The sequence below is a fragment of the Collinsella aerofaciens ATCC 25986 genome, assembly GCF_964237925.1.
Classification (GTDB): Bacteria; Actinomycetota; Coriobacteriia; order Coriobacteriales; family Coriobacteriaceae; genus Collinsella; species Collinsella aerofaciens_BJ.
In genome coordinates, this window is record NZ_CAXSKI010000006.1 from 88,968 (window position 1) to 115,203 (window position 26,236).

General features: G+C 59.8%; 25 protein-coding genes. All 25 read left to right on the plus strand.

What is annotated here, in order from left to right:
- Positions 1-79: 79 nt before the first annotated feature.
- The 25 genes from ileS to ACESWY_RS04440 all read left to right on the plus strand — a co-directional run bounded on the left by ileS (position 80) and on the right by ACESWY_RS04440 (position 26,202).
- Positions 80-2,857: an isoleucine--tRNA ligase gene (ileS, locus tag ACESWY_RS04320; RefSeq protein ID WP_373093193.1), complete on the plus strand. Its 2,778-nt coding sequence runs from the start codon at positions 80-82 to the stop codon at positions 2,855-2,857.
- Positions 2,858-3,195: 338 nt separating this feature from the next.
- On the plus strand, positions 3,196-3,723 hold the full coding sequence (lspA, locus tag ACESWY_RS04325) for a signal peptidase II (RefSeq protein WP_373093154.1): 528 nt from the start codon (positions 3,196-3,198) through the stop codon (positions 3,721-3,723).
- The gene (locus ACESWY_RS04330; RefSeq protein ID WP_373093153.1) at positions 3,723-4,736 is read left to right on the plus strand and encodes an RluA family pseudouridine synthase; all 1,014 of its coding nucleotides are present in this window, start codon (positions 3,723-3,725) and stop codon (positions 4,734-4,736) included. Before lspA ends, ACESWY_RS04330 begins: the two co-directional genes overlap by 1 nt.
- Positions 4,737-4,818: 82 nt before the next feature.
- Complete coding sequence (locus tag ACESWY_RS04335) at positions 4,819-6,114, plus strand: glycosyltransferase family 2 protein (RefSeq protein WP_373093152.1); 1,296 nt, start codon at positions 4,819-4,821, stop codon at positions 6,112-6,114.
- An 81-nt stretch (positions 6,115-6,195) separates the two neighbouring features.
- Positions 6,196-6,618, plus strand: coding sequence for a prepilin peptidase (locus ACESWY_RS04340; RefSeq protein WP_118237460.1), 423 nt, complete (start codon positions 6,196-6,198; stop codon positions 6,616-6,618).
- 31 nt (positions 6,619-6,649) lie between these two features.
- Complete coding sequence (locus ACESWY_RS04345) at positions 6,650-7,897, plus strand: deoxyguanosinetriphosphate triphosphohydrolase family protein (protein ID WP_373093151.1); 1,248 nt, start codon at positions 6,650-6,652, stop codon at positions 7,895-7,897.
- Positions 7,898-7,957: 60 nt separating this feature from the next.
- Positions 7,958-9,307, plus strand: a complete 1,350-nt coding sequence (locus ACESWY_RS04350; protein ID WP_118237456.1) for a replication-associated recombination protein A — start codon at positions 7,958-7,960, stop codon at positions 9,305-9,307.
- A gap of 95 nt (positions 9,308-9,402) precedes the next feature.
- Positions 9,403-9,993, plus strand: coding sequence for a hypothetical protein (locus ACESWY_RS04355; RefSeq protein WP_373093150.1), 591 nt, complete (start codon positions 9,403-9,405; stop codon positions 9,991-9,993).
- Positions 9,986-10,363: a hypothetical protein gene (locus tag ACESWY_RS04360; protein ID WP_022094590.1), complete on the plus strand. Its 378-nt coding sequence runs from the start codon at positions 9,986-9,988 to the stop codon at positions 10,361-10,363. Before ACESWY_RS04355 ends, ACESWY_RS04360 begins: the two co-directional genes overlap by 8 nt.
- Before the next feature lies 1 nt (position 10,364).
- On the plus strand, positions 10,365-11,156 hold the full coding sequence (locus ACESWY_RS04365) for an RNA polymerase sigma factor SigF (protein WP_118237452.1): 792 nt from the start codon (positions 10,365-10,367) through the stop codon (positions 11,154-11,156).
- On the plus strand, positions 11,153-12,565 hold the full coding sequence (locus tag ACESWY_RS04370) for an AI-2E family transporter (RefSeq protein WP_373093149.1): 1,413 nt from the start codon (positions 11,153-11,155) through the stop codon (positions 12,563-12,565). The genes ACESWY_RS04365 and ACESWY_RS04370 overlap by 4 nt, the downstream gene beginning before the upstream one ends.
- Before the next feature lie 440 nt (positions 12,566-13,005).
- Positions 13,006-15,663: an alanine--tRNA ligase gene (gene alaS, locus ACESWY_RS04375; protein ID WP_373093148.1), complete on the plus strand. Its 2,658-nt coding sequence runs from the start codon at positions 13,006-13,008 to the stop codon at positions 15,661-15,663.
- Between the two features lie 17 nt (positions 15,664-15,680).
- Positions 15,681-16,109, plus strand: coding sequence for a Holliday junction resolvase RuvX (gene ruvX, locus ACESWY_RS04380; protein ID WP_035138185.1), 429 nt, complete (start codon positions 15,681-15,683; stop codon positions 16,107-16,109).
- The gene (mltG, locus tag ACESWY_RS04385) at positions 16,102-17,535 is read left to right on the plus strand and encodes an endolytic transglycosylase MltG (RefSeq protein WP_373093147.1); all 1,434 of its coding nucleotides are present in this window, start codon (positions 16,102-16,104) and stop codon (positions 17,533-17,535) included. Before ruvX ends, mltG begins: the two co-directional genes overlap by 8 nt.
- A gap of 1 nt (position 17,536) precedes the next feature.
- Positions 17,537-18,034, plus strand: coding sequence for a YqeG family HAD IIIA-type phosphatase (locus tag ACESWY_RS04390; RefSeq protein ID WP_117646451.1), 498 nt, complete (start codon positions 17,537-17,539; stop codon positions 18,032-18,034).
- Positions 18,035-18,042: 8 nt separating this feature from the next.
- Entirely contained in the window at positions 18,043-18,576 is a 534-nt protein-coding gene (locus ACESWY_RS04395) for a shikimate kinase (protein WP_373093146.1), read from the plus strand.
- Entirely contained in the window at positions 18,573-19,682 is a 1,110-nt protein-coding gene (locus tag ACESWY_RS04400) for a hypothetical protein (RefSeq protein WP_373093145.1), read from the plus strand. Before ACESWY_RS04395 ends, ACESWY_RS04400 begins: the two co-directional genes overlap by 4 nt.
- 132 nt (positions 19,683-19,814) lie before the next feature.
- Positions 19,815-20,945: a M24 family metallopeptidase gene (locus tag ACESWY_RS04405; protein WP_373093144.1), complete on the plus strand. Its 1,131-nt coding sequence runs from the start codon at positions 19,815-19,817 to the stop codon at positions 20,943-20,945.
- A 159-nt stretch (positions 20,946-21,104) separates the two neighbouring features.
- Positions 21,105-21,668, plus strand: coding sequence for an elongation factor P (efp, locus tag ACESWY_RS04410; RefSeq protein WP_117806186.1), 564 nt, complete (start codon positions 21,105-21,107; stop codon positions 21,666-21,668).
- Positions 21,669-21,692: 24 nt separating this feature from the next.
- Positions 21,693-22,055, plus strand: a complete 363-nt coding sequence (locus tag ACESWY_RS04415; protein WP_006233982.1) for an Asp23/Gls24 family envelope stress response protein — start codon at positions 21,693-21,695, stop codon at positions 22,053-22,055.
- A gap of 3 nt (positions 22,056-22,058) precedes the next feature.
- Positions 22,059-22,646: a transcription antitermination factor NusB gene (gene nusB / locus ACESWY_RS04420; protein ID WP_373093143.1), complete on the plus strand. Its 588-nt coding sequence runs from the start codon at positions 22,059-22,061 to the stop codon at positions 22,644-22,646.
- A gap of 2 nt (positions 22,647-22,648) precedes the next feature.
- Positions 22,649-22,888: an exodeoxyribonuclease VII small subunit gene (locus tag ACESWY_RS04425; protein WP_006233978.1), complete on the plus strand. Its 240-nt coding sequence runs from the start codon at positions 22,649-22,651 to the stop codon at positions 22,886-22,888.
- A 35-nt stretch (positions 22,889-22,923) separates the two neighbouring features.
- Positions 22,924-23,727, plus strand: coding sequence for a TlyA family RNA methyltransferase (locus ACESWY_RS04430; RefSeq protein WP_373093192.1), 804 nt, complete (start codon positions 22,924-22,926; stop codon positions 23,725-23,727).
- Positions 23,724-24,584, plus strand: coding sequence for an NAD(+)/NADH kinase (locus ACESWY_RS04435; protein ID WP_373093142.1), 861 nt, complete (start codon positions 23,724-23,726; stop codon positions 24,582-24,584). The genes ACESWY_RS04430 and ACESWY_RS04435 overlap by 4 nt, the downstream gene beginning before the upstream one ends.
- Positions 24,574-26,202, plus strand: a complete 1,629-nt coding sequence (locus ACESWY_RS04440) for a DNA repair protein RecN (RefSeq protein WP_373093141.1) — start codon at positions 24,574-24,576, stop codon at positions 26,200-26,202. Before ACESWY_RS04435 ends, ACESWY_RS04440 begins: the two co-directional genes overlap by 11 nt.
- Positions 26,203-26,236 lie beyond the last annotated feature (34 nt).

The window sequence follows — 26,236 nt, forward strand, 5'->3', positions numbered from 1 at the left end:
GGGCGCTTTTTTGGTGCCCAGAGGGCGTGCGCGCCCACGACATGAAAGGGGTACCGTGGCAAACGAGTACAAGCAGACGATGAATCTGCCCAAAACCGGATTTCCCATGCGTGCCGGTCTTTCCAAGTCCGAGCCCAAGCGACTCAAGGACTGGCAGGACAACAAGGTCTACGAGCAAGTTCTAAAGAAGAACGAGGGGCATAAGAAGTTCGTGCTGCACGACGGCCCTCCGTACGCCAACGGCCCGATCCACATCGGCCATGCCATGAACAAGATCTCCAAGGACATGATCAACCGCTACTGGATGATGCAGGGCTATGAGGTTCCCTATGTCCCCGGTTGGGACTGCCACGGTCAGCCGATTGAGCACAAGGTCGAGGAGAAGCTCGGCACCGAGAACTTCAACCAGACCTCCACGGCTAAGATCCGCGAGCTTTGCAATAAGTTCGCTGTCGAGAATATCGAGCTGCAGAAGGCCGGCTTCCGTCGCCTGGGCGTGCTCGGCGATTGGGACAACCCGTATCTGACCCTCTATCACCAGCATGACGCCGCCGACATCGAGGTCTTCAAGGCTATGTTCGACAAGGGCATGATCTATCGCGGCCACAAGCCCGTCCACTGGTGTAAGCACTGCCACACCGCACTCGCCGAGGCCGAGATTGAGTACTCTGACGAGACGAGCCCCTCCATTTTCGTGCGCTTCGAGATGACTTCCAAGCCCGCCGGCCTCGAGAACTTCGACGGCCCGGTCGACTTTATCATCTGGACGACCACGCCGTGGACCATCCCCTCCGACCAGGCCGTTTCCCTTAAGCCCGGCGCCGCCTATGTCGCCGTTGAGCACGAGGGTCGTGCCGAGGTCATGCTCGAGGACCTGGCTCCCAAGTGCTGCGAGGAGTTTGGCTGGGAGTACACCCCGGTTATGGTCGACGGCAAGCCCTACGTGGTTCCTGCCGAGACCTTCCACCACATCCACTACAGGCAGCCGATCTTTGATGGTGTTGAGGGCGTGGCGCTGCTGGCCGATTACGTCGGTGTCGATGACGGTACCGGTATCGTCCACAACTCGCCCGGCCACGGCGTCGACGACTACTTTGCCTGCCTCAAGGAGGGCATCACCGACATCTGCATGCCGGTCGATGACGACGGTAAGTTCTACACCGGCGAGGAGTTTGGTACCGGTGGCCCCTTCAGCGGTATGGATACCGATGAGGCCAACCCGCACATCATCGAGTTCCTGCGCGAGCGCGGCACCCTTGTTCTCGAGAAGAAGATCACGCACAGCTATCCGCACTGCTGGCGCTGCAAGCACCCGGTGCTCTTCCGTGCTACCGACCAGTGGTTTGTCTCGATGGACAAGACCGGCTTGCGTGAGCAGGCTGGCAAGGAGGTCCGCGAGAACGTCAAGTGGTATCCGACCCATGCCGCCAACCGCATTGGCGCCATGGTCGAGCAGCGTCCCGACTGGTGCATCAGCCGCCAGCGCAACTGGGGTGTGCCTATCCCCAGCTACTCCTGCGCCGACTGCGGCGAGAAGGTCATGAACGACGCCACGCTCGACGCCGTCATCAAGCTCTTCCACGAGAAGGGCTCCGACGCCTGGTTTACCGACGCTCCCGAGAGCTACCTGGGTGAGGCCTGCGTCTGCCCCAAGTGCGGTGGCCATCACCTCAAGGCCGATAAGGACATCCTCGACGTGTGGTGGGACTCCGGCGTCTCCTGGAAGGCCGTCTGCGAGTATCGCCCCGAGCTTGAGTACCCGGCGGACGTGTATCTCGAGGGCTCCGACCAGCATCGTGGTTGGTTCCAGAGCTCGCTGCTCACCTCGGTGGGTGCCAACGGCCACGCTCCGTACAAGGCGGTCGTCTCGCAGGGCTTCACGCTCGACGGCCAGGGTCGCAAGATGTCCAAGTCGCTCGGCAACGTCATCGACCCCAATAAGGTCTGCGACGAGATGGGCGCCGACATCATCCGTCTGTGGGTCGCCTCGGTCGACACCAGCTCCGACGTCTCCATCGACCACGAGATCCTTGCCCGTACGTCCGATGCCTACCGTCGTTTCCGCAACACGCTGCGCTTCCTGCTCTCCGAGCTCGAGGGTCAGTTTGAGCCCGAGACCGACGGCGTCGCCTTTGTCGACCTGCTGCCGCTCGACAAGCTCATGGTTGCCCGCCTGACCCAGGTCCAGGCCGAGGTCGACGACGCTTACTCCTGCTACGAGTTCCCGCGCGCCTACCGTGCGCTTTACGACTTTGTGGTTACCGAGCTTTCCAACGTGTACCTCGACGCCCTGAAGGATCGTCTGTACTGCGAGAAGCCCGGCTCGCTCGAGCGCCGCAGCGCTCAGACCGTGCTCGCCGAGCTCTTCTCGATGCTCATGCGCGATCTGCAGCCGATCTTGTCCTACACCGTCGACGAGGCCATGGCCTATGCGCCCGCCGGCTGCGTCGATCACCAGAAGTACGCCGCGCTGCTCGATTGGTACAAGTCGCCTATCACGGTCGACGAGGCCAATGAGTTTGAGGGCGTGCTCGAGGCTTCGCTCGAGCTCCGTAGCGCCGTGACCAAGGCCCTTGAGGATGCCCGTTCTGCCGGCACCTTCACCAAGAGCCAGCAGGTTCGCGTCAAGGCGGTCGTTCCCGCCGAGATGTATGCGCTGTTGACCGGCGACAAAGCCGTCGACCTCGCCGAGTTCTACATCGTCTCCGATGTTGAGCTGACCCATGGCGAGGAGCTTTCTGTTGCTATTGAGGCTGCCGAGGGCGAGTGCTGCGACCGTTGCTGGAACTATCGCACCACTGTCGGCGAGTACAACGGCCACGCGCATATCTGTAAGCGCTGCGCTGATGCGCTGTAGGTTACGGCGTTCGTAGAACGCCGTAACCTACCGACGCTGCGCGGGCCGCATTTGGACAATCTGACGTTCAATTTCAAGGGCGCGACCGAAAGGTCAGCGCCCTTTCATTTCACGTCACCTTGTCTCAAATGCGACCTGCTCGCTCATTTATGCTCTACCTGCGGTGTTTCCGTTCTTGGGAGATTTGTCGCTTCTTGCTTGCGTCAATGTATGATTATCTACTGCGTTAAACGGAATTCGATTGTTCTTGAGGGTAGGGGATTTCTTTGGGTCGTGGTGCGGATATGATGCCGCCTTTGCGTTGGCGGTTAGGTGTTGCTGGTGGGGTAGCGCTCGTTGTGTTGCTTGTTGACCAGCTGACCAAGCTTGCGGTTCGTGCCGTGGGCGATGCTCTGCATGTGACCGTTATCCCCGGCGTGATCGATTTTCTGTTTGTTCGCAATATCGGAGCCGCCTTTAGCATGGGCGAGGGGCATGGCATCGCGTTTGCCGTGCTGGCGTTGGCAGTCATTATCGCTATTGCCGTGTACCTCGTTCGTGCACCCCAGCTCGCCCATCTTGAGGTTGTGGGCATGGCCATGGTTGCGGGCGGCGCCGTCGGCAACGCTATCGATCGCCTGACCATGGGCTTCGTGACCGATTTTATTGCCACCACCTTCATCGACTTCCCCGTTTTTAATGTGGCCGATATCGGCATTACGGTCGGCGTCGTGCTGGCGCTCATCGGTTACATGTTCTTGAGCCCCGCCGCTCGCGAGGTCGATGCGACCGCCGAACTCAACGCTCGTGATGAGGCTCGCGCCAAACGCAAAGCCAAGCAGCGTGGGGAGCGTGCCCGCAAGATTCGCGAAAGGAATGAGCGCTAATGGCCGACATCCATATTCTTGTTGCCGACGATTCCGCTGGTCAGCGTCTTGACGCCTATCTGGGCGCCAACGATGGCTGTCCCACACGCTCTGCCTGCGCGCATCTGATCGAGGGAGGCGCCGTTGCCGTCAACGGCGAGACCTGCCTATCAAAAAAGTATGCCGTTCGTGCCGGCGACCGTATCTCGGTTGACCTGCCCGAGCCGCACGACCCCACCGATGTGATTCCCGAAGCCATTCCCCTCGATATCCGTTACGAGGACGACTACCTTATCGTGCTCTCAAAGCAGCGCGGCCTGGTGTGCCATCCCGCCCATGGCCACGAGAGCGGCACCCTTGCGAACGCCCTGGTCTACCACTGCGGCATCGACCATCTGGGTACCGTGCAGGGTGAGGACCGCCCCGGCATCGTGCATCGCCTGGATCGCGATACCTCGGGCCTTATGCTCGCGGCAAAAGACGACGACACCCAGCGCGCGCTTCAAAATCTCATCCGCACGCGCACGCTCGACCGTCGCTATATCACGCTCGTTCACGGTCACATCGCCATGGACGAGGGCACTATCAACACTGGTATTGCCCGATCGACGCGCGACCGCGTGAAGATGGCGGTTTCCGATGACCCCTTTGCGCGCCAGGCCATCACGACTTTCAAGGTGCTCGAGCGCTTTGATTCCACGCGCTTTGACGACGGCTATACGCTCGTCGAGTGCCATCTGTTTACCGGTCGCACGCATCAGATTCGTGTGCATATGCGCCATATCAACCATGCCTGCGTGGGCGACCCGCTCTACGGTAAGTGCGAGGCGCGTGCCGATCAGGGTCTGACCAGGCAGTTCCTTCATTCCTGGCGCGTGGCGTTCGACCATCCCGTGACGGGCGAGCGCATCGAGTGCCGCGATGAGCTGCCGTGGGACCTTGCCGCGGTTCTGGATGACCTTGCCCCGCGCTCGCTTGGCCGCACCGCTGCCGGTGACGAAATTGTCCCGCAGCTCGGTCTGCTCGAAGCCTAGCCAGTATTAGGTGGTTTCTTGAACTCGGTAAGCCTGCGGTAAGATATACGTTTGTTTACGTAATGCGTTCTCGGGAGCCTGCATGCTCGCCTTTTTACAAACCAACACACCCATCGTGATCTTCAACCAGATTGTCGTCACGCTGCTCACGGTCTGCTTTCTGTACCAGGTGGTCTTCTTTGTCATCGGTGCTCTTCGTGGCGAGGTCGCGCCTCCCAAGGCCAAAAAACTCCACCGCTATGCGTTCTTTATCGCGGCGCATAACGAGGAAGCCGTGATCGCCAACCTCGTACGCTCCATCAAGGATCAGGACTATCCGTCCGAGCTTATCGAGGTCTTCGTCGTCGCCGACGCCTGCACCGACAACACGGCGCAGCTTGCGCGCGAGGCCGGTGCCATTGTTTACGAGCGCAATGATCTGGCCCGTAAGGGCAAGAGCTGGGTCATGGACTTTGGTTTCGACCGTATCCTTAACGAGTATCCCGACACGTTTGAGGGCTACTTCATCTTCGATGCCGACAACGTTATCTCCCGCGATTACGTGTCTAAGATGAACGATGCCTTTGACCAGGGTTTCCATGTGGTCACGAGCTATCGCAACTCCAAGAACTTCGGCAGCTCGTGGGTCTCGGCAGCTAATGCCACCTGGTATCTGCGTGAGGCACGCTTTCTCAACAACGCGCGTAATATCTGCAAGACGTCTTGCGCCGTCTCGGGTTCGGGCTATCTCATTTCTGCCAGCGTGATCGAAGGCATGCACGGCTGGCAGTTCCACACGCTGACTGAGGACATTCAGTTCACCACGTTCTGCGCCATCCATGGCATTCGCATCGGTTATGCACCGGCGGAGTTCTTTGACGAGCAGCCCGTGACGTTTAAGGCGTCCTGGAAACAGCGCATGCGTTGGACTAAGGGCTTTTACCAGGTATTCTTTACCTATGGTAAGCACTTGGTCAAGTCGACCTTCCGCTATCATCGCTTTGCCGCCTACGACATGTTTATGACCATCGCTCCGGGCATGCTGCTGTCCCTGATCTCTATGCTCGCCAACGTGACCTTCCTCGTCGTGGGCGGTCTTTCGCACGGCTTTTTGGCCACCGAGGTCGAGATGCAGGCGTGCGCCGCCTCGCTCATCATGACCTTCGCGATGATGTACCAGACCTTCTTTATCCTGGCGCTACTCACGACCATCTTCGAGTACAAGCATATTCACTGTGCGCAAAAGTGGCGTTTGGTGACCAACCTGTTTACCTTCCCGATCTTTATGTTCAGCTATATCCCCATCACGGTGGCTGCTCTGTTCCTAAAGGTCGACTGGGTCCCGACGCAGCACGCCGTCAACGTTACCCTCGATGAGGTCATGCAAGGCGCCAAATAACCACGATCAAAACCACCACAAAGGGGACAGGCACCTTTGTGGTGGTTTTTGCGTTTGAGCTGCTGCCCAAGGAGGTGTTAGATGGTCTATATTCCGTTTTGGATTTGCATCTTTGCCGGCGCGGCGATTGATGCCCGTGAGCGACGGTTTCCCAATCAGCTTGCCGGCGCGTGTGCGGTGGCGGCGTTTGCAGGCGTTTGGCTCGACAAGGGCGTTAACACGGCGCTTGACCATGCCGGTCTTGCTGCCATCGCCTACCTTGCCCTTATGCTTACTGAGTCGCTTTGGCGTCGTGTTCGCCACGCTCCCGGCATTGGTATGGGGGACGCCAAGGCGCTCTTTGCCCTTTGTACCTTCGATCCCTTGGGTGGTATCGTCGCGTTTGCGGCTGCGCTCCTGGCCCTTGCCGCCGCCTGTCTCATCGCAAAATCGCGCTCCCTGCCATTGCTGCCGTTTTTGGTGCCGATATTTGCCATAATCGAGGTTGTGGGTAGTACGCTGTAACCGTTTGCGCGCCCTTTTTAAGGAGCATGCCATGGCAATCAATCAACAGACAGCCGCCATCAAGGCGCGTATGGATCGCATTCCCTCGGCGTTGTCGCCCGAGCTGGTCGAGCGTATCGCTGCCGACCGTGCCTCGGGTGTCATTAACCCTTATCGATGCAACGATGGTCAGGTTATCCGCCGTGTTGATCGAGCCGCAGATGTGGGCACGCTCATGCGTCCGGCATTTATGCGCGATACCGAAAAGATTTTGCATCTGCCCGCATACACCCGTTATGCAGGCAAAACGCAGGTCTTTAGTTTTCGCAGCAACGACGACCTGTCGCGTCGCGGCCTGCACGTGCAGCTTGTTTCGCGCATCGCGCGCGATATCGGACGTGCCCTGGGGCTCAACTGCGATCTGATCGAGGCGATTGGCTTAGGCCACGACTTGGGCCACACGCCCTTTGGCCATGCCGGTGAGCGATTCCTCAACGATATCTATCACGAGCGCACGGGTCGTTATTTTTTCCATAACGTGCAGTCGGTCCGCGTGCTCGACGCGCTGTACGGCCGCAACGTGTCGCTCCAGACGCTCGACGGCGTGCTGTGCCATAACGGCGAGTACGAACAGCGCGTCTTTGAGCTCTCGGACATGAGCTCCTTTGAACAGTTTGATCAGACGGTTGAGGACTGCATTGCCACGGGTTATAGCGCAATTGAGCACCTGCGTCCCATGACGCTCGAAGGCTGCGTGGTCCGCATCTCGGATATCCTTGCCTACGTTGGACGCGATCGCCAAGACGCCATTGCGGCGGGACTGCTGTCACCCGAAGCTTTTGATGACGGTCGGGGCGGAGCATACAACAGCTGGATCCTCACGCATGCCTCCATCGATATCGTTGAACACAGCTATGGCAAGCCGCACATCGAGATGAGCGAGGACCTGTTTGAGGAAATCCGTCGGGCCAAGCGCGAGAACTACGAGAAGATCTATAGTAAGGGCGGTATCGAGGGCGACTCCGAAAAGGAGCTGCGCGAGGCCTTCGAAAAGCTCTACGACCGTTGCCTGCAGGATATAAACGAAGGCGACGAGTCCTCCTACATCTTTAAGCACCATATTTCGCGCATTGAGCAGCAGCTTTCCTACTACGATCGCACCTATGCGTGGCAGGAAGATAAGGACCAGGCGGTTGTGGATTACATTGCGAGCATGACGGACGGCTATTTCTGCGAGCTGACGAGCAAGTTGTTCCCGGGATTGAAGTTTCCGCACCGCACCTATATTAACGAACGGTAGTTCGTATTTATTCGGTATACTGTTGGTGGAAAACGTTTTTGATTGACGCACAGGATGGCTATGGACGACCTTTTTTCTGCTTCGACGCGTGAGCGTTCCTTTCAGAATGCGCCGCTTGCGGTGCGCATGCGGCCCAATTCGCTCGACGAGTATGTGGGCCAGCAAAAGGCCGTCGGTAAGGGTTCGTGGTTGCGTGCCGCAATTGAGCACGACGTGCTGTCGAGTGTGATTCTGTACGGGCCGGCCGGTACGGGCAAGACGACGCTGGCCCACATTATCGCCAACCATACTAAGAGCGAGTTTGTCGAGGTCAGCGCCGTGACGGGCACCGTAAAGGACCTTCGTCGCGTGATTGACGAGGCCAAGACGCGCCTGAATACCTACGACCGCCGCACCATTCTTTTCATAGATGAGATTCACCGCTTCTCCAAGTCGCAGCAGGATGCCCTGCTGCATGCAGTTGAGAACCGTACCGTCATAATGATTGGCGCCACGACGGAGAATCCGTACTTCGAGGTCAACTCGGCGTTGCTCTCGCGCGGTCGCGTGGTGGAGCTTGAGCATCTTAAAGACGAGGATATAGCCACACTCATTGAGCGTGCGCTCGAGGCTCCGCAGGGTTTGAACGGCAAGTTCTCGGCCGATGAGGATACGGTTAAGACCATCTGCACGCTGGCAGCGGGCGACGCTCGCTCGGCGCTCACTACGCTCGAGCTTGCGAGCGAGATTGCCGTCACGCGTCCCGATACGGAAGGGACGCCCGCGCCGGCGGCGGGGGAGCGCTATCCCATCACCGTTGACGACGTGAAGATTGCCAACCCGCGCCGTGGCTTTTCGTACGACAAAAACGGTGACATGCACTACGACATCATCAGTGCGTTTATTAAGTCTATGCGCGGTAGTGACCCCGATGCCACGATCTATTGGCTCGCGCGCATGATCGATGCAGGGGAGGATCCCAAGTTTATCGCTCGCCGTATTATGATTCAGGCTTCTGAGGATGTTGGCAACGCCGACCCGCAGGCGCTTTTGGTGGCGCATGCCGCATTTAAGTCTGCCGAGGTCATTGGCTATCCCGAGTGCCGTATTAATCTGGCTCAGGCTGCTCTCTATGTGTGCTTGGCGCCTAAATCCAACGCGTGCGAGGCCTCGATTGACGCGGCATTGGCCGATATTCATTCAAGTGGACTTCGCGAGGTGCCCAGTTACCTGCGCGATCGTCACCGTCCGGGCAGCGACGAATACGGCGTGTATAAGTATCCGCACGATTATCCCGAAGGCTGGGTCGATCAGCGCTATTTGCCCGAGGGGCTGGAGCGCGGCGCATTCTGGCAGCCTGCGGGCCGCGGCTGGGAAGAGTGGCGTGTGGAGCAAAGCGAACGCGACCGTAGCGGTAACGCACCCAAGTAGGTCATTGGCACCACGCACATTCCCTTTGGGTATCTTTCCCCTTCTTTGGGGTACCATGAACAGCGTCTGTATTTCGATTCCTTCGGGAGGCTTGTATGAGTCCCATTCAAATCGCCCTGCTGCTGCTCGCCGTTGCCGGTGTGTGGGCTGTTATCGAGCTCGCGCTCACGCTGCGTAAGACCCGCACCGTCGTTGATTCGCTCGACAAGACCGTAAACGATCTCAATAACACCATCGCCGAGGCTCAGCCCGTGGTGGCAAAACTCGACGGCGCTGTCGACGAGCTTACGCCGGCACTTGCCCAGATGGAGCCGTTGCTTAAGTCGAGCAAGACGGCAGTTGATGCCCTTACCTCCAACCTTGTCGAAGTTGAGGCAGTCGTTCGCGACATTTCCGAGGTTACGGGTAGCATGGCCGAGGCCAGCAACGCTGTGTCGAGCGTGACCGATTCTGCGGCCGGTGCCGTGCAGAAACTCTTTAACAAGGTGAAGGCCCCCGCGGCTGACGCCGAGCGCAAGCTTTCCGCTGCCGCCGAAGCCGAGCAGCCGACCGAGCGTGTCCTGATTGGCGAAGCCGGGGACGATGTCACTGCTGGTGACGATGATGCACAGAAGACTGCTGCTAAAGCAGCCCAGTATTACACCTACACGCCCGTCGAGACCTCCGAGGAGTCCTGCGATGAGTAGCGAAGCAACTTGCCCCATCACGCTGACTGTTGCCGGGGATCCGCGTCTGGCACGTCTCGTTCGTATGACGGCTGCCAACGTTGGTGCCCTGTGCTCCATGTCCGTCGATCGCATCGAGGACATCCGTATGGCTGCCGAGGAAGCCTTCATCTTTGGCTGCACGGCTGTTGATTCTGATGATATCTCGATTAAATTCGATGTCGACGAATCTCACGTGGGCATGACCTTTACCTTTGGCGATCAGGCGACTGTCGATGAGGATGACCAGGCTGCCGTGTATGCCGAGCTCATTTTAGCGAGCGTGTGCGATTCCTACGAAAAGACTGCGGCGCCCCTGACGCTTTCCCTCGACCTCAAGGCGGATATCTAATATGACCGAACGTTCCCGGAGCGGTAAGACCGCTTGGGACAAGGAGAAAACCCGCGAGTTGTTTCGTCGCTACAAAGAGACCGGTGATCCGGACGCACGTGAGCAGCTCGTTATGTCCCATATGAACCTGGTAAGGTTTCTTGCCAACAAATTTAAGAACCGCGGCGAGCCGCTCGACGACCTGATGCAGGTCGGATACCTGGGTTTGCTTAAAGCGATCGACCGCTTTGATCCGGAGCGCGGACTCGAGTTCACGACGTTTGCCACGCCTACCATCCTGGGCGAGATCAAGCGTCACTTTCGCGACAAGGGCTGGAGCGTGCGCGTGCCGCGCCGTCTGCAGGAACTTTCTGCCAAGGTCAACCAGGCCACCGACAAGCTCACCAATGAGTTGCAGCGCTCGCCTAAGGTTGAAGAAATCGCTGAGTACCTGGGCGTGACCGTCGACGAAGTGCTGGAGGCCATGGAGTCGTCTTCGGCCTATACCTCGGTGCCCATCGAGGCTCCTGGCGCGTCCGACTCCGACGATGCCCCTTCGATTCTCGACCGATATGCCGATGACGACAACGAGCTCGACTTTACCGATGACCGCCTGGTAATCGAGGAGGCCATCCGCGATTTCTCGCCGCGCGAACGCGAGGTGATCGAGCTGCGCTTTGTGAAGGGCATGACCCAGATCGAGATCGCCAAAAAGCTGGGTATCTCGCAGGTGCAAGTCTCGCGCCTGCTGCGCCGTACCCTTAAGAAGATTCAGGACAAGATCGACCCCGACGGAGTGATGGTTCGTTCATGAGTGAGCACCCCCAACAGACCGACCGCACGCTGCGCGATACCCGTATTCTGACGCTTCGCATTTGGGCCGTCGTCGGCTGCATTGTCATCGCCGCCGTCATCTTTAACCTTATGGGTATCCTGGCGCCGGTTATCGAGTTTCTAGCTGTCGGTTCCATTATCGCTTTTGTGATGTCGCCGATCACCAATTGGCTCGAGCATCACGGCGTCGGTCGTGGCATCGGTTCGCTCATCGCGCTGATCGTGGTTGTGGCAGTGCTCGTCGGCGTCGTCTGCATCCTGTCGCCTATTTTGCTCGGTCAGATTATGGAAGTCCTGAGCCGTCTGCCTGAGCAGCTTCGCGTTGCGGGCGGTGATCTCAACGAGATGATTTCGCACGCTAAGACGCTCAACAACACGCCGCTCAAGGAGTACCTGGACGATAATCTGTCCTCGCTGGTTACTGTGGCGTCCAAGTACGTATCGCAAATCGCCGCTGAGCTCGGTCGCGGCGTGTTCCCGCTGATCACCAACACGGCCTCGCAGCTGTTCGTAATCTTCCTGGGTTTGGTGCTTGCCTACTGGCTTGCCTGTGATTATCCCCGTATGCACCACGAGGTCTGTACCATCATCGGACAGGAAAAAGAGACCTCGTACCGCTTTATGGTCGCGATTCTTTCGCGCTCGGTCGGCGGTTATATGCGCGGCATGGTCGTGACGTCCATCTGCGGTGGCATCCTCGCCTTTATCGGCTTTACGCTCATTGGCCATCCCTATGCGGCACTCATGGCCATCTTTACCGGCATCATGCACTTGGTCCCGGTTGTCGGTCCCTGGGTAAGCGCAGCGATCGCCACGGTGCTCGGCTTTATGTTCAGCCCCATGCTGGCGTTGTGGACGCTCGTTGTGACCATGGTGGCTCAAAACGTCACCGATAACGTCATTTCCCCCAAGGTCATGCAGAGTTCGGTGCAGGTGCATCCCATCATGAGCCTGACGGCCCTCGTTATTGGTTCGGCACTTATGGGTCCCATCGGCATGGTCATCGCCATTCCGCTGTGCGCGGCCCTCAAGGGCATTTTCGTCTACTACTTTGAGAACGAGACCGGTCGCCAGCTCGTGGCATACGACGGCGCCGTGTTTAAGGGCACGCCGTATCGCGATGCCGAGGGTAACCCGGTCGCCGCCTACGACGCGCTTGGAGACGATACGTTCATTTACGAGTCCGAGCTCATCGGCAACGAGACCGCGCCCGAGGCCCAGGCGATGCCCAAGCCCGAGCTCGAGAATCCCTGGATCAAGCTCTCGGGCCTGCAGCCCGATGCGACGAGCTTTTTCAAGAATCCCTTCGCCAAGGACGATGACTCCAACTCGGACGACGATACCAAAACCGGCATCGACGGCTCCATGGACGATTCGGATTCCAAATAGGCACCGCTAGCGTTTCTTGAAGTTGTAAATGACAAGAAACGCGAGCAAAGCGATTGATAAGGGGCCGGCTACATAGAAAAAGAGAACGTCAATTGCGCGTAGAGTGTAATAAGCCTTATCGCCGGACATTACTGCATACAATACGTAGCCAAATGCTGGTTGGTTTGCGTACCAGCATGAGAAGGCCAAGAGCGCTAAAAGTGCTACAACCAAAAGTGCATTCAGGACAAATCGTCTGCTTTTCATCGATCGCTCCTTCCGGGTGTATCTTATATGTAATTCTACAGCAGTCTTTTTTCAAAGGATCGCGCAGTACTAAATAACGTGCACTTTCGCTGGAGGGTCGCTGTTTGGCGACCCTCTTTTTTGCGCTGGGGCGGTGGGATGGTAATATCGTTACGTTTGAACTGTTTCGATGTGAAACCGAGGAGATTCCCTCTATGAGTGCTGACTACCCGTCAATGACTACGGCCGAGATCCGCTCCAAATTCCTCAACTTCTTTGAGGAGCGCGGTCTTAAGCTCTATCCTTCTTCGTCCCTTGTTCCTGACGACCCCTCGCTGCTGCTTGCCAACGCCGGCATGAACCAGTTTAAGGAGTACTACCAGGGCAAGAAGACCATGAAGGAGATCGGCGCGATCTCCTGCCAGAAGTGTGTCCGCACCAACGACATCGACTGCATCGGCGAGGACGGCCGTCACCTGTCGTTCTTCGAGATGCTCGGTGACTTCTCCTTTGGCGGCGTCTCCAAGCAGCAGGCTTGCGCTTGGGCCTTCGAGCTCATCACCAAGGAGTTCAAGCTGCCGCTCGACCGCCTGTACTTTACCGTCTTTACCGAGGACGACGAGACTCATGACGTGTGGCGCTCTCTGGGCGTTGCCGAGGATCACATCTCCCGCCTGGGCGAGGACGACAACTTCTGGGCCGCCGGCCCCACCGGCCCCTGCGGTCCCTGCTCCGAGATCTACTTTGACATGGGCGAGGAGGTCGGTTGCGGCAGCCCCGACTGCAAGCCCGGCTGCGACTGCGACCGCTTCCTTGAGTTCTGGAACCTCGTGTTTACCCAGTACGACCGCCAGGAGGACGGCTCCATGCCGGAGCTGCCGCACCGCAACCTCGATACGGGCATGGGCCTGGAGCGCATGGCCGCCATCATGCAGCACAAGACCGCCAACTACGACGGCGATTTGATGCAGCACCTCATCAAGCTGGGCGAGGAGATCAGCGGCAAGACCTATGACGCCGACGATTACTCCGGTGCCAGCCGCTCCCTGCGCATCATCGCCGACCACTCCCGTGCCGTCGACTTCATGATCTCTGACGGCATCCTGCCCGGTAACGAGGGTCGCGAGTACGTCCTTCGTCGCCTGCTCCGCCGTGCCGTGTTCCACGGCCGCCTGCTGGGCATCGAGGGCGCCTTCCTGACCAAGTTCATCGACGAGGTCAACGCTCAGATGGGCGAGGCCTATCCCGAGCTGCTCAAGAACGTCGCGCTCGTTAAGGGTATCGTCGCTTCCGAGGAGGAGCGCTTCTCCACGACGCTCGACAACGGTCGCGTCTACCTGGACGAGGCCCTGGCAGCGCTTGCCGATGGCGCCGTGCTCCCGGGTGATGTCGCCTTTAAGCTGCACGACACCTTTGGTTTCCCCATCGACCTGACCGTCGAGATTGCCGGCACCGCTGGCCATGACGTCGACATGGACGGCTTCACCGCCTGCATGGAGGACCAGAAGGCCCGTGCTCGCGCCAATGTCAAGGGCGACGCCTGGGGTAGCTTCAACGACGTGTGGGTCGAGCTTTCGGACAAGGTCGCTGCGACCGAGTTCGACGGCTATGACAACGATGTGATCGAGGGTGCCAAGGTTGTCGCCATCGTGCGCAACGGCGAGTCCGTCGAGTCCGCTGTCGCGGGCGAGGATGTCGAGGTCGTGCTCAACCGCACCCCGTTCTATGCCGAGATGGGTGGCCAGCAGGGTGACGCCGGCGAGCTTTCCGCCGAGGGCGTTTCGCTGACCGTTTCCGATACCAAGAACCACAACGGCCTGTATGCCCACGTCGCGCTCGTCGCCGAGGGCACGCTGACCGTCGGTGCTACCGTGACCGCCGCGCTCGACGCCGAGCGCCGTGGCTTCCTGCGCCGCAACCACACCGCCACCCACCTGCTTGACGCCGCGCTTAAGCAGGTCCTGGGCGAGCATGTCTCTCAGGCCGGCTCGCTGGTGACGCCCGAGCACCTGCGCTTTGACTTCACGCACTTTGAGGCCCTGTCCTCCGAGCAGCTCAAGGCTGTTGAGGACCTGGTCAACCAGCAGATCTTTGCTTCCAAGCCGGTCGTGACCCGTGTTATGGGCATCGACGAGGCTAAGGCTGCCGGCGCTGTCGCTCTGTTTGGAGAGAAGTACGGCGATGTCGTCCGCGTCGTCTCCGTGGGCGCCGAGGACCAGCCGTTCTCTCGCGAGCTCTGCGGTGGCACACACGCTGCCAACACCGCCGAGATCGGCCTATTCAAGATCATTTCCGAGTCCTCCACGGGCTCCAATGTCCGCCGTATCGAGGCCGTGACCTCTAAGGGTGCCCTCGACTATATGGCCGACCGCCTGGCACTCGTTGACGCCGCTGCTACTGCGCTCAAGTGCCGCGTGGATGAGGTTCCCGCTCGCGTGGAGAACCTGCAGGCCGAGCTGCGCGAGACGTCCAATAAGCTCAAGAAGGCTCTGACCGGTGGCTCCTCCGACGCCATCTCCAGCGCCATCGAGGGCGCCGTCGAGCTCGACGGCTATAAGCTCGTTGTCGCTGAGCTCCAGGGCCTTGAGGCTACCGACCTGCGCAACGTATGGGATACCGTGCATCAGAAGGTCGCCGGCCCTGTTGCTTGTGTCGTCGCCAGCGTGACTGAGAAGGGCACTCCGGCCCTGCTCGCTGCCGGCTCCGATGACGCCGTCAAGGCCGGTTTCCACGCCGGTAACGTGATCAAGCAGATCGCGGGTCTGGTCGACGGTCGCGGTGGCGGTCGTCCGAACATGGCCCAGGCCGGTGGCAAGAATGCTGCCGGCATCGCCGATGCCCTCGCGGCCGCTAAGACCGCGCTCGGCGCCTAAGAATCTAAGAAGTCGCTGTGGTTGCGCTCGCGCTGGACATAGGGGAGACCAGGATTGGCATCGCCGTCTCGAGCCGTGATGGCAAGATGGCGATGCCTGTCAAGGTGCTTCCGGCTGCCGAGGTCACCGGTATGGCCAAGACGTTCCGCTACCTGGTTGAGGACTATGAGCCCGACATCCTGGTAAGCGGACGTCCCCTGACCATGGCCGGTGAGCCCGGCCCTCAGGCCGAGCGCGTTGCCGCTGTGGCGCAAAAGATTGCCGACGAGCTCGATCTTCCGTTGGAGTTTGAGGACGAGCGTCTGTCCTCGCAAGAGGCCAAGCGTATCCTGCGCGAGCAGGGACTCAACGAAAAGCAGATGAGGGGCAAGATCGACATGATTGCCGCCAGCCTGTTTTTGCAGACGTGGCTCGATCGTAAAAACGAGGAGGTTTCGCATGCCTAGTGCTTCCGATCCGCGCCAGCCGAATCGTACACAGCAGCCGGCGTCGCGCCCTGCCCAGCCTGGCCAGCGTCCGGCACAGCCGACGCAGCGCGCAGCTCAGCCTGCCGCGCGCCCGGCGCAGTCCTTCTCTCGTTCGGCCCAACCTGTTCAACGGACGGGTCAGCAGCCTTCTGCTCGTTCGGTTCAGCATTCGGCTTCTCACGCGGCTCAGCAGCCCACTGCTCGTACGGCCCAGCCTGCAGGCGGCACCCGCTTTAAGCAGCAGGCACCTACCCAGCGAACGCAGGCCCCCCAATCACATTCGCATCACGCTCGTGGTTCGCATGGCGTTGCTCCGGCGACCCGCTCGAGCTACAACACGCATGCTCGTCGCGGTGCTCAAAAGAAGAGTTCTCCGGTTCCCATGATCATCGGCGTTGTGTTGGCGGTGCTCGCGCTTGCCGCGATCGTTTTCTTTGTCGTGCCAGCCGTCAAGGGCTTCTTTGGCGGTGAGGGTGCGAAAGTCGTTGCAGGCCAGCAGGTTACTATCACGATTCCCGATGATGCCTCGGGTGACAGCATCGCTTCGATTCTCTCCGAGAACCATATCGTAGAAAATCCCAAGGATTACTATGCGGCGGTGAAAAAGCTCAACGCCGATATGTCGCTCAAGCCTGGTGATTATTCGTTCACCACACTCATGGATGCGACCAAGGTTGTTCAGCAGCTCATGGAAGGCCCCAACGCGGGCTCCAATACGCTGACTATCCCTGAGGGCCTGACGGTCGATCAAGTCGCCGACCGTGTGGCCCAGGCCTACGACAGCATCTCTAAGGAAGACTTCCTCAACCAGGCCAAGGCCTCCAACTACGTGGACGACTATAGCTTCCTTAAGGGTGCCGCCAACGACTCGCTCGAGGGTTTCTTGTTCCCCAAGACCTATTCGTTGGGTGATTCGCCGACGGCCGATGGCGTGATTCGCGCTATGCTCGATCAGTTTAAGACCGAGTACAAGTCGCTTGACTTTGCGAGCTGCGAAGCCAAGATCAAGGAACGCTACGGTGTGGAGATGTCCGACTACGACATCGTCAACTTGGCCTCCATCGTTGAGCGCGAGGGCCTCAACGCCGATCAACGTGCGCACGTGGCCTCGGTCTTCTACAACCGCCTTGCCGGCAAACTCGACGGTCTGCGCTATCTCAACAGCGATGCGACCATGATGTATGTCACCGGTGGCGAGGTTACCGCCGACGACCTGCAGAGCGATAGTCCGTATAACACCTATAAACACGAGGGTCTGCCGCCCACGCCCATCTGCTCTCCGTCGCTCGAGGCACTCAAGGCCACGCTTGAGCCGACCGACTCCGAGGACCTGTATTTCTACATTACGCAGGACGAGGAGTACTTCTCGCAAACCTACGAAGAGCATCAACAGTCTTGGAATTAGCATGAGGATTTTTAGCCCCAAACGATACGTTGCCTCGGTCGATCGCATCGACCTTGATACCCTGTGGGCCGATGGCAAACGCGCCATTCTGCTCGATCGCGATAACACCCTGGTGCCGCGCGACACCGAGCAGGTTCCCGCCGCGGTTTCTGCTTGGCTCGACGCCGCCCGCGCCAAAGGTTTTAAGCTGTGCATGGTGTCCAACAACTGGCATCGCGACCAGGTCATGAGCTCTGCACGCGAGCTGGGACTCGAGGCCATCAGCCACGCCATGAAGCCGGCGCCGTTTGCCCTCAAGGCGGGTCTTAAGCGCCTCGGCGCCACGGCCGACGAGGCGGTGCTGATCGGTGATCAGCTCTACACTGACGTGTGGAGCGGCAATTTCGCCGGCGTCGATACCATACTGGTAAAGCCGCAGGCGACGCAGGACCTGTGGTATACGCAGATCTTCCGTATCTTTGAGCGCCGGGCCCTGCGCGACCTTCCCTGCGAGGAATAGGTTTCGCCATGTCTCAGCACATCAAACACGGCTGCGACCATATCTTCTTTATCGGCTTTTTGGGCGCGGGCAAATCGACGCTCGCGCGCAACGTCGGCACCATGTTCAAGCGGCGTTTTATCGATACCGACCGCCTGGTCGTGCGCCGTTGCGGTAAGTCGGTAACCGAGATTTTTGAGACCGAGGGCGAGGATTGTTTTCGCGAGCTCGAGACCTCGGCGCTCCGTTCGCTCCAAAGCGAGCGCAGCCTGTTGGTTTCGTGCGGGGGCGGTATCGTCGAAACGCCGGTGAATATTGAACTGATGCACGAAATGGGTACGTGCGTGTACCTCGAGGGCGACTTCGAGGATTCGATTCGACAGATTCGTCGGTCCGACACGCGCCCCGATTTCCGTTCGCCCGAGCATGCTGCGCGCCTGTTTGAGCATCGCCGTCCGCTGTATCGCCAGGCCGCCAACCTTACCCTTGATATTCGCAACAAGTCCTTCGAGGACGTTTCCTACCTTTGTGCCGAGATGCTTTTGGAGCGTGGGCTGCTATGATTCGCCGTCAACTGATCAATTTCCAAAACCGCAGCGTCGATGTCCGTGTCGGATTGGGCGCGTTCGATGAGCTTTCGCGCATGTTTGCCTCGGCCGTGGGCAAGCCTAAGCGCGCGATGGTGGTTTGGAACGACGCTATATCCGAGCGTTTTGGCGAGGTCGTCGAGCATGCGCTGGTCGACGCCGGTTTTGCCGTGTCGCTGCTCGTCCTTGAGGTTTCGCCTGCTGGTGCCACGCTGGCCGATGCCGATGCGATCTTTGGCGCCCTGTCTGCCAACGGCGTTACCTGCGACGATCTGGTTGTCGCCGTTGGCGATGCCGCAACCTGCTCGGTTGTTAGCTGGTGTGCCAACCAGTGGTGTGGCCGAACGGAGTGCGCGCTGCTGCCGACGACGTTCGACGCCATGCTCACGGTCGCGACGACCATGAAGCCGCTCGTCGCCTCGTCGGCGTATGCGCTTCCCGCTATCGCGTTCCGTCCCGAGCCGGGCTTGGTCGTGTGTGACCTCAACCTTGTTCGCGAGGCGGACCCCGAGGACCTCAAGCTCGGCTATGTGGTACTTGTTGGTACCATGCTTTCGAGCAGTAAGTCCCGCTGGAATCAGTTTACTGAGACCGTCCCCGAGATTCTTGCGGGTGAGGAGGTCGCGCTCGTTAATGCCGTTCAATGGTCTCAAACTGCCTGCAAGGACGTACTGATGGCCACGAACCCGAGCGCCCGCCATGCGCTCGATTTTGGCAAGACGGGGGAGCGTACCCTGCGCGCCTGCTTGGGCGATGCCGCTTCGCAGGTTCCTGCCTACCAGCTGTTGTCCGAGGGCATGCGCTTTGAGGTGCGCCTAGCACATGATGCCTGCGACTTCGATATCGATTACGTCTTTGAGGTCGATGACTGCCTTGAGGACTTTGGTATCGAGGAGCTTGCCTTCGACCTGGAGCCCACCGCGTTTATCGAGGAGTTCCGCAAGCAGCAGTTCGCTCGCTCGAATCGCAGCATGCTGCCGCTGCCCGCAGCACTCGGTGCCATTCGCCTAACGAGCGTTGAGGACGAGGTTCTTGAGCGCCATGCTCACGCCTACTTGGCTTCTCGCAAAGAACTTCTCTAAGATTTATTGACATCCATCGTCTTTCGTATCATGTTGAGGGGCGGGTTTTCAATCGGTTGCGGATCGCATGCGATTCCGTCGTTCGGTTGAGACCCGTCCCGTCTATATAGAGACAACAAGAAAGGAATCTGCATGTCTGAGTTTGCTGCCGGTCCTGCCGGTCGTATCGAGCGTGTCCGTGCCCTGATGGCCGAGCGTGGCTACGATGCCATCGTGGTGCGCGACGAGGCCAACCTTCGTTGGCTTACGGGCGTGAAGGGCGTATTCGACTACACCTTCGAGTTCCCGCACGCTGCGTTTATTACGGCCGACCAGTGCCTGTTCCATACCGACTCGCGCTACCTCAACAGCTTTGAGGAGAACACGCCCGCCGGCAGCCCCTGGGTCTACGACATGGACGAGGGCACCATCCCCGGTTGGGTCGCCGGCAAAATCGCGGCCAACAAGTGCCGCGTCTGCGCTGTCGAGGACGACATGCAGATCAACTTCTACCAGGGTATTCAGCGCGGCCTGGAGGACCGCTCCGTTGCCTGCATGCTGCCACTGATGCATGACGACATCCGCAAGATGCGCGCCATCAAGGATGCCGAGGAGATCGAGCTCATGCGCCATGCACAGTCGATCACTGACGCCGCCTTCCAGCACATGCTCGGCTTTATTAAGCCCGGTATGACCGAGAAGCAAGTTCGCAACGAGCTCGAGAACTTTATGTTCGCCAATGGCGCTGACAGCCTTGCCTTCGGCTCCATCGTAGCGAGCGGTCCCAACACCGCCAACCCGCATGCCGTGCCGAGCGACCGCGTGATCGAGAAGGGCGACTTTGTCCTCATGGATTACGGCGCGGGCTACTGTGATTACCGCTCCGACATGACGCGCACTGTCGTGATTGGCGAGCCCACCCAGGAGCAGCTCGACCTGTACGCACTCGTGCGCCGCACGCACGAGGAGTGCGTCGCCGCCATCCATCCGGGCGTTGAGGGTAACGACATCTTCAAGCTTTCCAAGAAGATCATCGGCGATGCCGGCTATGGTGATTACTACAACCATGGTCTGGGCCACGGCGTCGGTATCGACATCCACGAGCTGCCCAACTTCAACCGCAGCAAGAACACCATCGAGATCGGCTCGGTTGTCACCATGGAGCCCGGCGTCTACCTGCCCGGCGTGGGCGGCGTGCGCCTTGAGGACTACGGCGTGGTCACCGAGAACGGCTACGAGCCCTTCACCAAGACCCCGCACGACCTGCACGTCATCGATTGCTAGCCCATTTCGATAGATTTTTGGGGCGGGGCGTCCGGATCGATTCGGACGCCCCGCGTTCTCTTTTTATGCGCTCGCTGCAGGCGCCGTCAGCAAGTGTATAATTTCGGTCGTATGTAATTTGGACGCTTGTGCGTTCTGCCCATAACAAGAAAGGTCGCTATGCCTACCATTTCTACCGCCGACTTCAAGAACGGCCTCGGTCTCCGCATCAAGGACAAGGTCTACACCATCGTCGAGTTCCAGCATGTCAAGCCGGGCAAGGGCGGCGCGTTTGTGCGCTACAAGACCCGCGACATCAAGAGCGGCCGTGTCGTCGAGAACACCTGCAACGCCGGCACCAAGTTCGAGAGCGTCATGCTCACCACCCGTGAGTTCCAGTACCTCTACAACGATGGCGCCGACTACATCTTCATGGACAACGAGACCTATGAGCAGGTTCCCGTTCCCGAGGACATGGTGGGCGAGAACTCCAAGTGGCTGCGCGAGAACGACATTTGCCAGCTGCTCTTCGCCGACGATGAACTCATGGGCGTGACCCCGCCGATGTTCATCGAGACCACCATCGTCCAGACCGACCCGGGCTTTAAGGGCGACACCGTCCAGGGTTCCACCAAGCCGGCCACGATTGACACCGGCGCTGTCATCCAGGTCCCCATGTACCTCAACGAGGGCGAGGTCATCAAGGTTGACACCCGCGACGGCAAGTTCGTCTCCCGCGTCTAGCAACCAACTCTTCTAGGAGGACTCATGCCCCAGGAAATCAAGATTGACGGCATCGGCATTTCGCCCGATGTTCTGACCGCCATCGTCTCGCGCGCCGTGTCGGATGTCGAGGGCATCGCCTCCGTTGGCGTCAAGGACCTTGCCACCAACCTTGTCTCCATGATGCTCTCGTCCAAGGCCCCTGCTTCCGAGCCGGCGGTCGAGGCCGAGGTCGTCGGCGACAAGCTCGCACTCACCGTGCGTGTCGTGGTGTTCTTTGGCTATCCGTTCAAGAAACTCGCCGAGGCCGTTCGCGCCGCCGTGGTCGCCGCCATCGATGCCCAGGTTGGCGTCGAGGTCGAGCGCGTTGACGTTTGCATCGACGGCCTCGTTTTCCCCAAGGAGTAACCTTTGAGTCTTAAGGTTTATCGCGGGCGTACGCTTGCCCGCAGTCAGGCGCTGCAGCTGCTGTTCCAGGCCGAGGCCACGGACAGCCCGCTCGAGCGCGTCCTCGAGGGTGATTTCCTGATCTCGAAGGGTCCCCTCGACCCCTATGCGTTGGAGCTGTGCCGCGGTGCCTACGAGCATATCGACCGCATCGACTGCGCTCTGCGCTCCGTCGCCAAGAACTGGGATCTTATGCGCATGCCCGGCGCCGACCGTAATCTGCTGCGTATCGCCGTTTACGAGATGCGTTTCCTCACCGACGAGGAGGTTTCGGACGCCATCGTGATCAACGAGGCTGTCGAGCTTGCCAAGGCCTATGGCACCGACCAGTCCGCGTCGTTCGTCAACGGCGTGCTGGGCAAGATCGCTCGCAGCGAGGAGCTGCCGGGCGAGGACCTGTACCAGGAGCTGATGGCCGAGGATCGCGCTCGCGAGGAGGCGCAGGCTGCCGAGGCGGCCGCCAAGGTCGCTGCCGCTCAGGCTGCCGCCGGTGTACTTGCCGAGGATGCGGACGCTGCTGAGGCCGTCGAGGCCGACTCCGTCGAGGAGTAGTCATGCCAGAGGGTTCCGTCCGCAACTTCGACGAGATCTCGGACCGCTTGGACCAGATCATCGCTACCGTTCGCTCAAAGGATACGTCCTTGGAGCGTTCGCTCGATCTGTTTGACGAGGCGATTGAGCTGGGCTCCCGTGCGGTCGACATGGTCGATAAGTTTGAGCTGACGCCGCGTGAGGCCGACAAGCTCGAGCAGGAATACGATGAGGATGCGGCAAACGAATCCCAGGATAGCTAGGCCGCATCTCCGGATACGAATGGTTGATGGCATTCATGAAACGTGTGCGTCTTGATGACGAACTGATTTCACAGGGCATCTGCGCTGATCGCGCGGATGCCCTTCGCACTCTTATGGCCGGCTTGGTCTCGAGTGGCGGCGAGCGCTTGACTTCGCCGGGCCTTAAGGTAATCCCGGGCCTTCCGCTGCACGTGAAGGGGCGCATTCCCTATGTTGGCCGCGGCGGTCTTAAGCTCGAAGGCGCGCTTGATGCGTTTGGCATCAATCCGACGGGCCTTGCCTGTCTGGATGTGGGCTGCTCTACCGGCGGCTTTACCGATTGTCTGCTCAAGCGCGGAGCTGCGACCGTTGTCTCGGTGGACGTGGGTCGCGCCCAGTTCGATTGGTCGTTGCGTCAGGACGATCGCGTGACGCTGCATGAGCGCACAAACGTGACGCAGCTGCCTGAGCTTGGCTATGCCGGCGTCATCGACCTGGCTGTGTGTGATGTCTCGTTTACCAGCATCGCGAACATTATCGATGCGGTACTGGCGTGCCTGGCTCCTACGGGAGCATTCTGCACGCTCGTAAAGCCGCAGTTTGAGGCTCCGGCGGCGCTGGTGGGCGAGGGCGGCATTGTGACCGATCACGCCGTGCGCCGCGATACACTCGTGGCGGCGGTTGAACTCTTTGCCGCCAAGGGCCTGTTCCCGGTCGATGTGTGCGTGTCGCCCATTCATGGTGCCAAGGGCAACGTTGAGTTTTTCCTGTACGGCACGAGATTTGACCCCGGCGATCGCTCGCAAGACGAGCTGCAATCCCAGGTATCGGTTATGAGCGAGAAAGCTGCAACGCTATGAAGGTCTTTCTGGTTCCCAATTACTACAAGCAAGAGGCGGTCGAGAGCGGCCTGATGCTCGAGCTTTGGCTGACTCGCCAGGGCTATGAGGTCGCATGGGCTGCCGACCAGCGATCCAAGATTCAGAGCACGCCTGATATTGACGGCTCCGATCTGGTCATTACGCTCGGCGGCGACGGCACGTTGCTGCGCGCTGCCCGCATCCTCAACCATCGTGAGATTCCTATCCTCGGTCTTTCCTATGGTCACCTGGGTTTTTTAACTGCTGCGAGTCCCGAGGAGCGCGACATTCTGAAGGTCGTGAGCGACGCCCTGTCCGGCGAGCTGCATGTGAGCCGTCGCGCTACCATCGCCGCGGATATCGTGTCCGTGCGCGAAGATGGTACGAAGGATGTCGTGCGCACCTTCGCCCTCAACGACATGGCGCTTACGCGCGGCCCCCTGTCCGATATGGTCGAGTTCGACATCACGGTGTCCGGCCATCATATCGACCGTCTGCGTGGCGACGGCGTGGTCGTGTCCACGGCGACTGGTTCTACGGGTTACGCACTCAGTGCCGGTGGCCCCATCGTGAGCCCCGACTATACGGGCATGGTCTGCGTACCCATTGCGCCGCACACCATTCAGGCCCGTGCCTTCTTGACTTCGCCGAGTGATGTCGTCGAGATCTTTATGTCTGATGACCGTCCGAGTGTTCCGGCGATCGCTATCGATGGACAGTTTATTACCTGCGATGGTACCGTTGACAGCGTGGCCGTGCGCCGCGGGCCCGGAGATGTGCTGCTCCTCGATTACGGCCCCGAGAGCTTCTATAACTCGGTGAGTCGCGTTTTCTACGGAGTCCGTCATGATCGATGAGCTGCAGGTTTCTAACATTGCACTCATTCGCGAGGCGACGTTGGTGCCGAGTGCCGGCCTGACTGTCCTGACCGGCGAGACCGGCGCTGGCAAGACCGCGCTGCTCTCGGCTCTTAAGCTTATTTTGGGCGAGCGCGCGGATTCGTCGACGGTGCGCGAGGGCGAGGCGCTCGCGAGCGTCGAGGCACGACTCTTCGACGGGCCGCACGACACGGAAGGGTTCACCGTGCAGCGCAGTCTTTCTGCCGAGGGCCGCAGCCGCGTGAAGATTGACGGCCGCATCGCCAGCGTGCGCGAGCTTTCGGAGCGCGTTGGCGTGATGATGGATCTGTGCGGCCAGCACGAGCACCAGCGCTTGCTCGATCCGGCGCATCACGTTGCGATGGTCGATGCGTGGGCGGGGCGCTCTGCGCTCGAGGCGCTCGAGCACTACCGTGCTTGCTTTAAAGCCTCGCGCGCGGCCGCTAAGGAGGTCCGTCGCGTCGAAGAGGCCTCGCGTGCGCAGGGGAGCCGCGTCGAGGAGGCGCGCTTTGCCCTCGAGCGCATCGGCGAGGTCGACCCTAAGCCGGGCGAGTATGAGGAACTCGAGGAACTGCTGCCGCGCTCCGAACATGCCGAGGTACTGGTTGCCACCGCTAACGATGCCCATGCATCGCTTGCCTCTGAAGGGGGAGCGCTCGATGCCGTGAACAGTGCTGTGGCAGAGCTTTCCCGAATGGCTACCGTCGATCGCAAACTGGGCGACATTGCCGATGCACTTTCGGATGCCTGTATCTCCCTTGAGGATTGCGCGAACGAGCTTCGTACCTATCGCGATGCCGTCGCCTTCGACCCGCGCGAGCTCGCTCGCATGCGTGAGCGGTATTCCGACCTCAAGGGTCTGTTGCGTCAGTGGGGTCCCACCATGGACGATGTTTTTGCCATGCGCGATCGCTCGCAAGAACTGCTGTCCTTGGTCGATGATGGCGATGAACAGATCAAAAAGGCGCGTGAGGCACTCGGGAGCGCCGAGCGCGAGTTGTTTGCCGCTGCCAAGGCACTTAAGCGCGCTCGCAATACGGCGGCCCCGCGCTTCTGCCACGAGGTCGGCCGCCAGATGGCTCGCCTGGAGATGGGTAGTGCCGAGCTCGTTTGGGAGTCGCGTGATCTTCCCCGTGCTGAGTGGACGCCCGTTGGTCCTTCGAGCTACGAGCTGCTATACCGCAGCGGTGCCGGTTTGACGCCGCGCCCCTTGCGTCGAATTGCGTCGGGCGGTGAGCTAAGCCGCGTCATGCTGGCGAGCAAGGTTGTCCTCGGTAACGCGGACGGTGTCGATACACTGGTGTTTGACGAGGTCGATGCTGGTGTCGGTGGCTCCACGGCGCGTGCACTTGCGGGCGTGCTGGCAGATCTCGCCGCTACGCATCAGGTGATTGTCGTAACCCACTTGGCGCAGGTTGCCGTCATGGCTGACAAGCATTATGTCGTCAGCAAGGAACCGGGCGATGTTCCCCAGACGCATTTGGACGAGGTAACCGGCGAAGCGCGTACCGCCGAGATCGCCCGCATGTTGAGTGGCGATCAGTCCGAGGCAAGCTTGGCCCACGCAAAGCAGATGCTGGAAGAAGCTCGAGGTTAGATCGTATCAGCGGTGTTGGTGGGACAAATAGACT

Excerpts from the sequence above, each read along its gene's own strand:
- ACESWY_RS04365 (WP_118237452.1), top strand. The coding sequence starts at position 10,365 with ATGACCGAACGTTCCCGGAGCGGTAAGACCGCTTGGGACAAGGAGAAA.
- ACESWY_RS04340 (WP_118237460.1), top strand. The coding sequence starts at position 6,196 with ATGGTCTATATTCCGTTTTGGATTTGCATCTTTGCCGGCGCGGCGATT.
- ACESWY_RS04440 (WP_373093141.1), top strand. The coding sequence starts at position 24,574 with ATGATCGATGAGCTGCAGGTTTCTAACATTGCACTCATTCGCGAGGCG.
- ACESWY_RS04435 (WP_373093142.1), top strand. The coding sequence starts at position 23,724 with ATGAAGGTCTTTCTGGTTCCCAATTACTACAAGCAAGAGGCGGTCGAG.
- ACESWY_RS04335 (WP_373093152.1), top strand. The coding sequence starts at position 4,819 with ATGCTCGCCTTTTTACAAACCAACACACCCATCGTGATCTTCAACCAG.
- efp (WP_117806186.1), top strand. The coding sequence starts at position 21,105 with ATGCCTACCATTTCTACCGCCGACTTCAAGAACGGCCTCGGTCTCCGC.
- ACESWY_RS04355 (WP_373093150.1), top strand. The coding sequence starts at position 9,403 with ATGAGTCCCATTCAAATCGCCCTGCTGCTGCTCGCCGTTGCCGGTGTG.
- ACESWY_RS04370 (WP_373093149.1), top strand. The coding sequence starts at position 11,153 with ATGAGTGAGCACCCCCAACAGACCGACCGCACGCTGCGCGATACCCGT.
- ACESWY_RS04360 (WP_022094590.1), top strand. The coding sequence starts at position 9,986 with ATGAGTAGCGAAGCAACTTGCCCCATCACGCTGACTGTTGCCGGGGAT.
- ACESWY_RS04430 (WP_373093192.1), top strand. The coding sequence starts at position 22,924 with ATGAAACGTGTGCGTCTTGATGACGAACTGATTTCACAGGGCATCTGC.
- mltG (WP_373093147.1), top strand. The coding sequence starts at position 16,102 with ATGCCTAGTGCTTCCGATCCGCGCCAGCCGAATCGTACACAGCAGCCG.
- ACESWY_RS04345 (WP_373093151.1), top strand. The coding sequence starts at position 6,650 with ATGGCAATCAATCAACAGACAGCCGCCATCAAGGCGCGTATGGATCGC.
- ACESWY_RS04400 (WP_373093145.1), top strand. The coding sequence starts at position 18,573 with ATGATTCGCCGTCAACTGATCAATTTCCAAAACCGCAGCGTCGATGTC.
- ACESWY_RS04415 (WP_006233982.1), top strand. The coding sequence starts at position 21,693 with ATGCCCCAGGAAATCAAGATTGACGGCATCGGCATTTCGCCCGATGTT.
- ACESWY_RS04330 (WP_373093153.1), top strand. The coding sequence starts at position 3,723 with ATGGCCGACATCCATATTCTTGTTGCCGACGATTCCGCTGGTCAGCGT.
- ACESWY_RS04395 (WP_373093146.1), top strand. The coding sequence starts at position 18,043 with ATGTCTCAGCACATCAAACACGGCTGCGACCATATCTTCTTTATCGGC.
- ACESWY_RS04425 (WP_006233978.1), top strand. The coding sequence starts at position 22,649 with ATGCCAGAGGGTTCCGTCCGCAACTTCGACGAGATCTCGGACCGCTTG.
- ileS (WP_373093193.1), top strand. The coding sequence starts at position 80 with ATGAATCTGCCCAAAACCGGATTTCCCATGCGTGCCGGTCTTTCCAAG.
- alaS (WP_373093148.1), top strand. The coding sequence starts at position 13,006 with ATGAGTGCTGACTACCCGTCAATGACTACGGCCGAGATCCGCTCCAAA.
- ACESWY_RS04405 (WP_373093144.1), top strand. The coding sequence starts at position 19,815 with ATGTCTGAGTTTGCTGCCGGTCCTGCCGGTCGTATCGAGCGTGTCCGT.
- ACESWY_RS04350 (WP_118237456.1), top strand. The coding sequence starts at position 7,958 with ATGGACGACCTTTTTTCTGCTTCGACGCGTGAGCGTTCCTTTCAGAAT.
- ACESWY_RS04390 (WP_117646451.1), top strand. The coding sequence starts at position 17,537 with ATGAGGATTTTTAGCCCCAAACGATACGTTGCCTCGGTCGATCGCATC.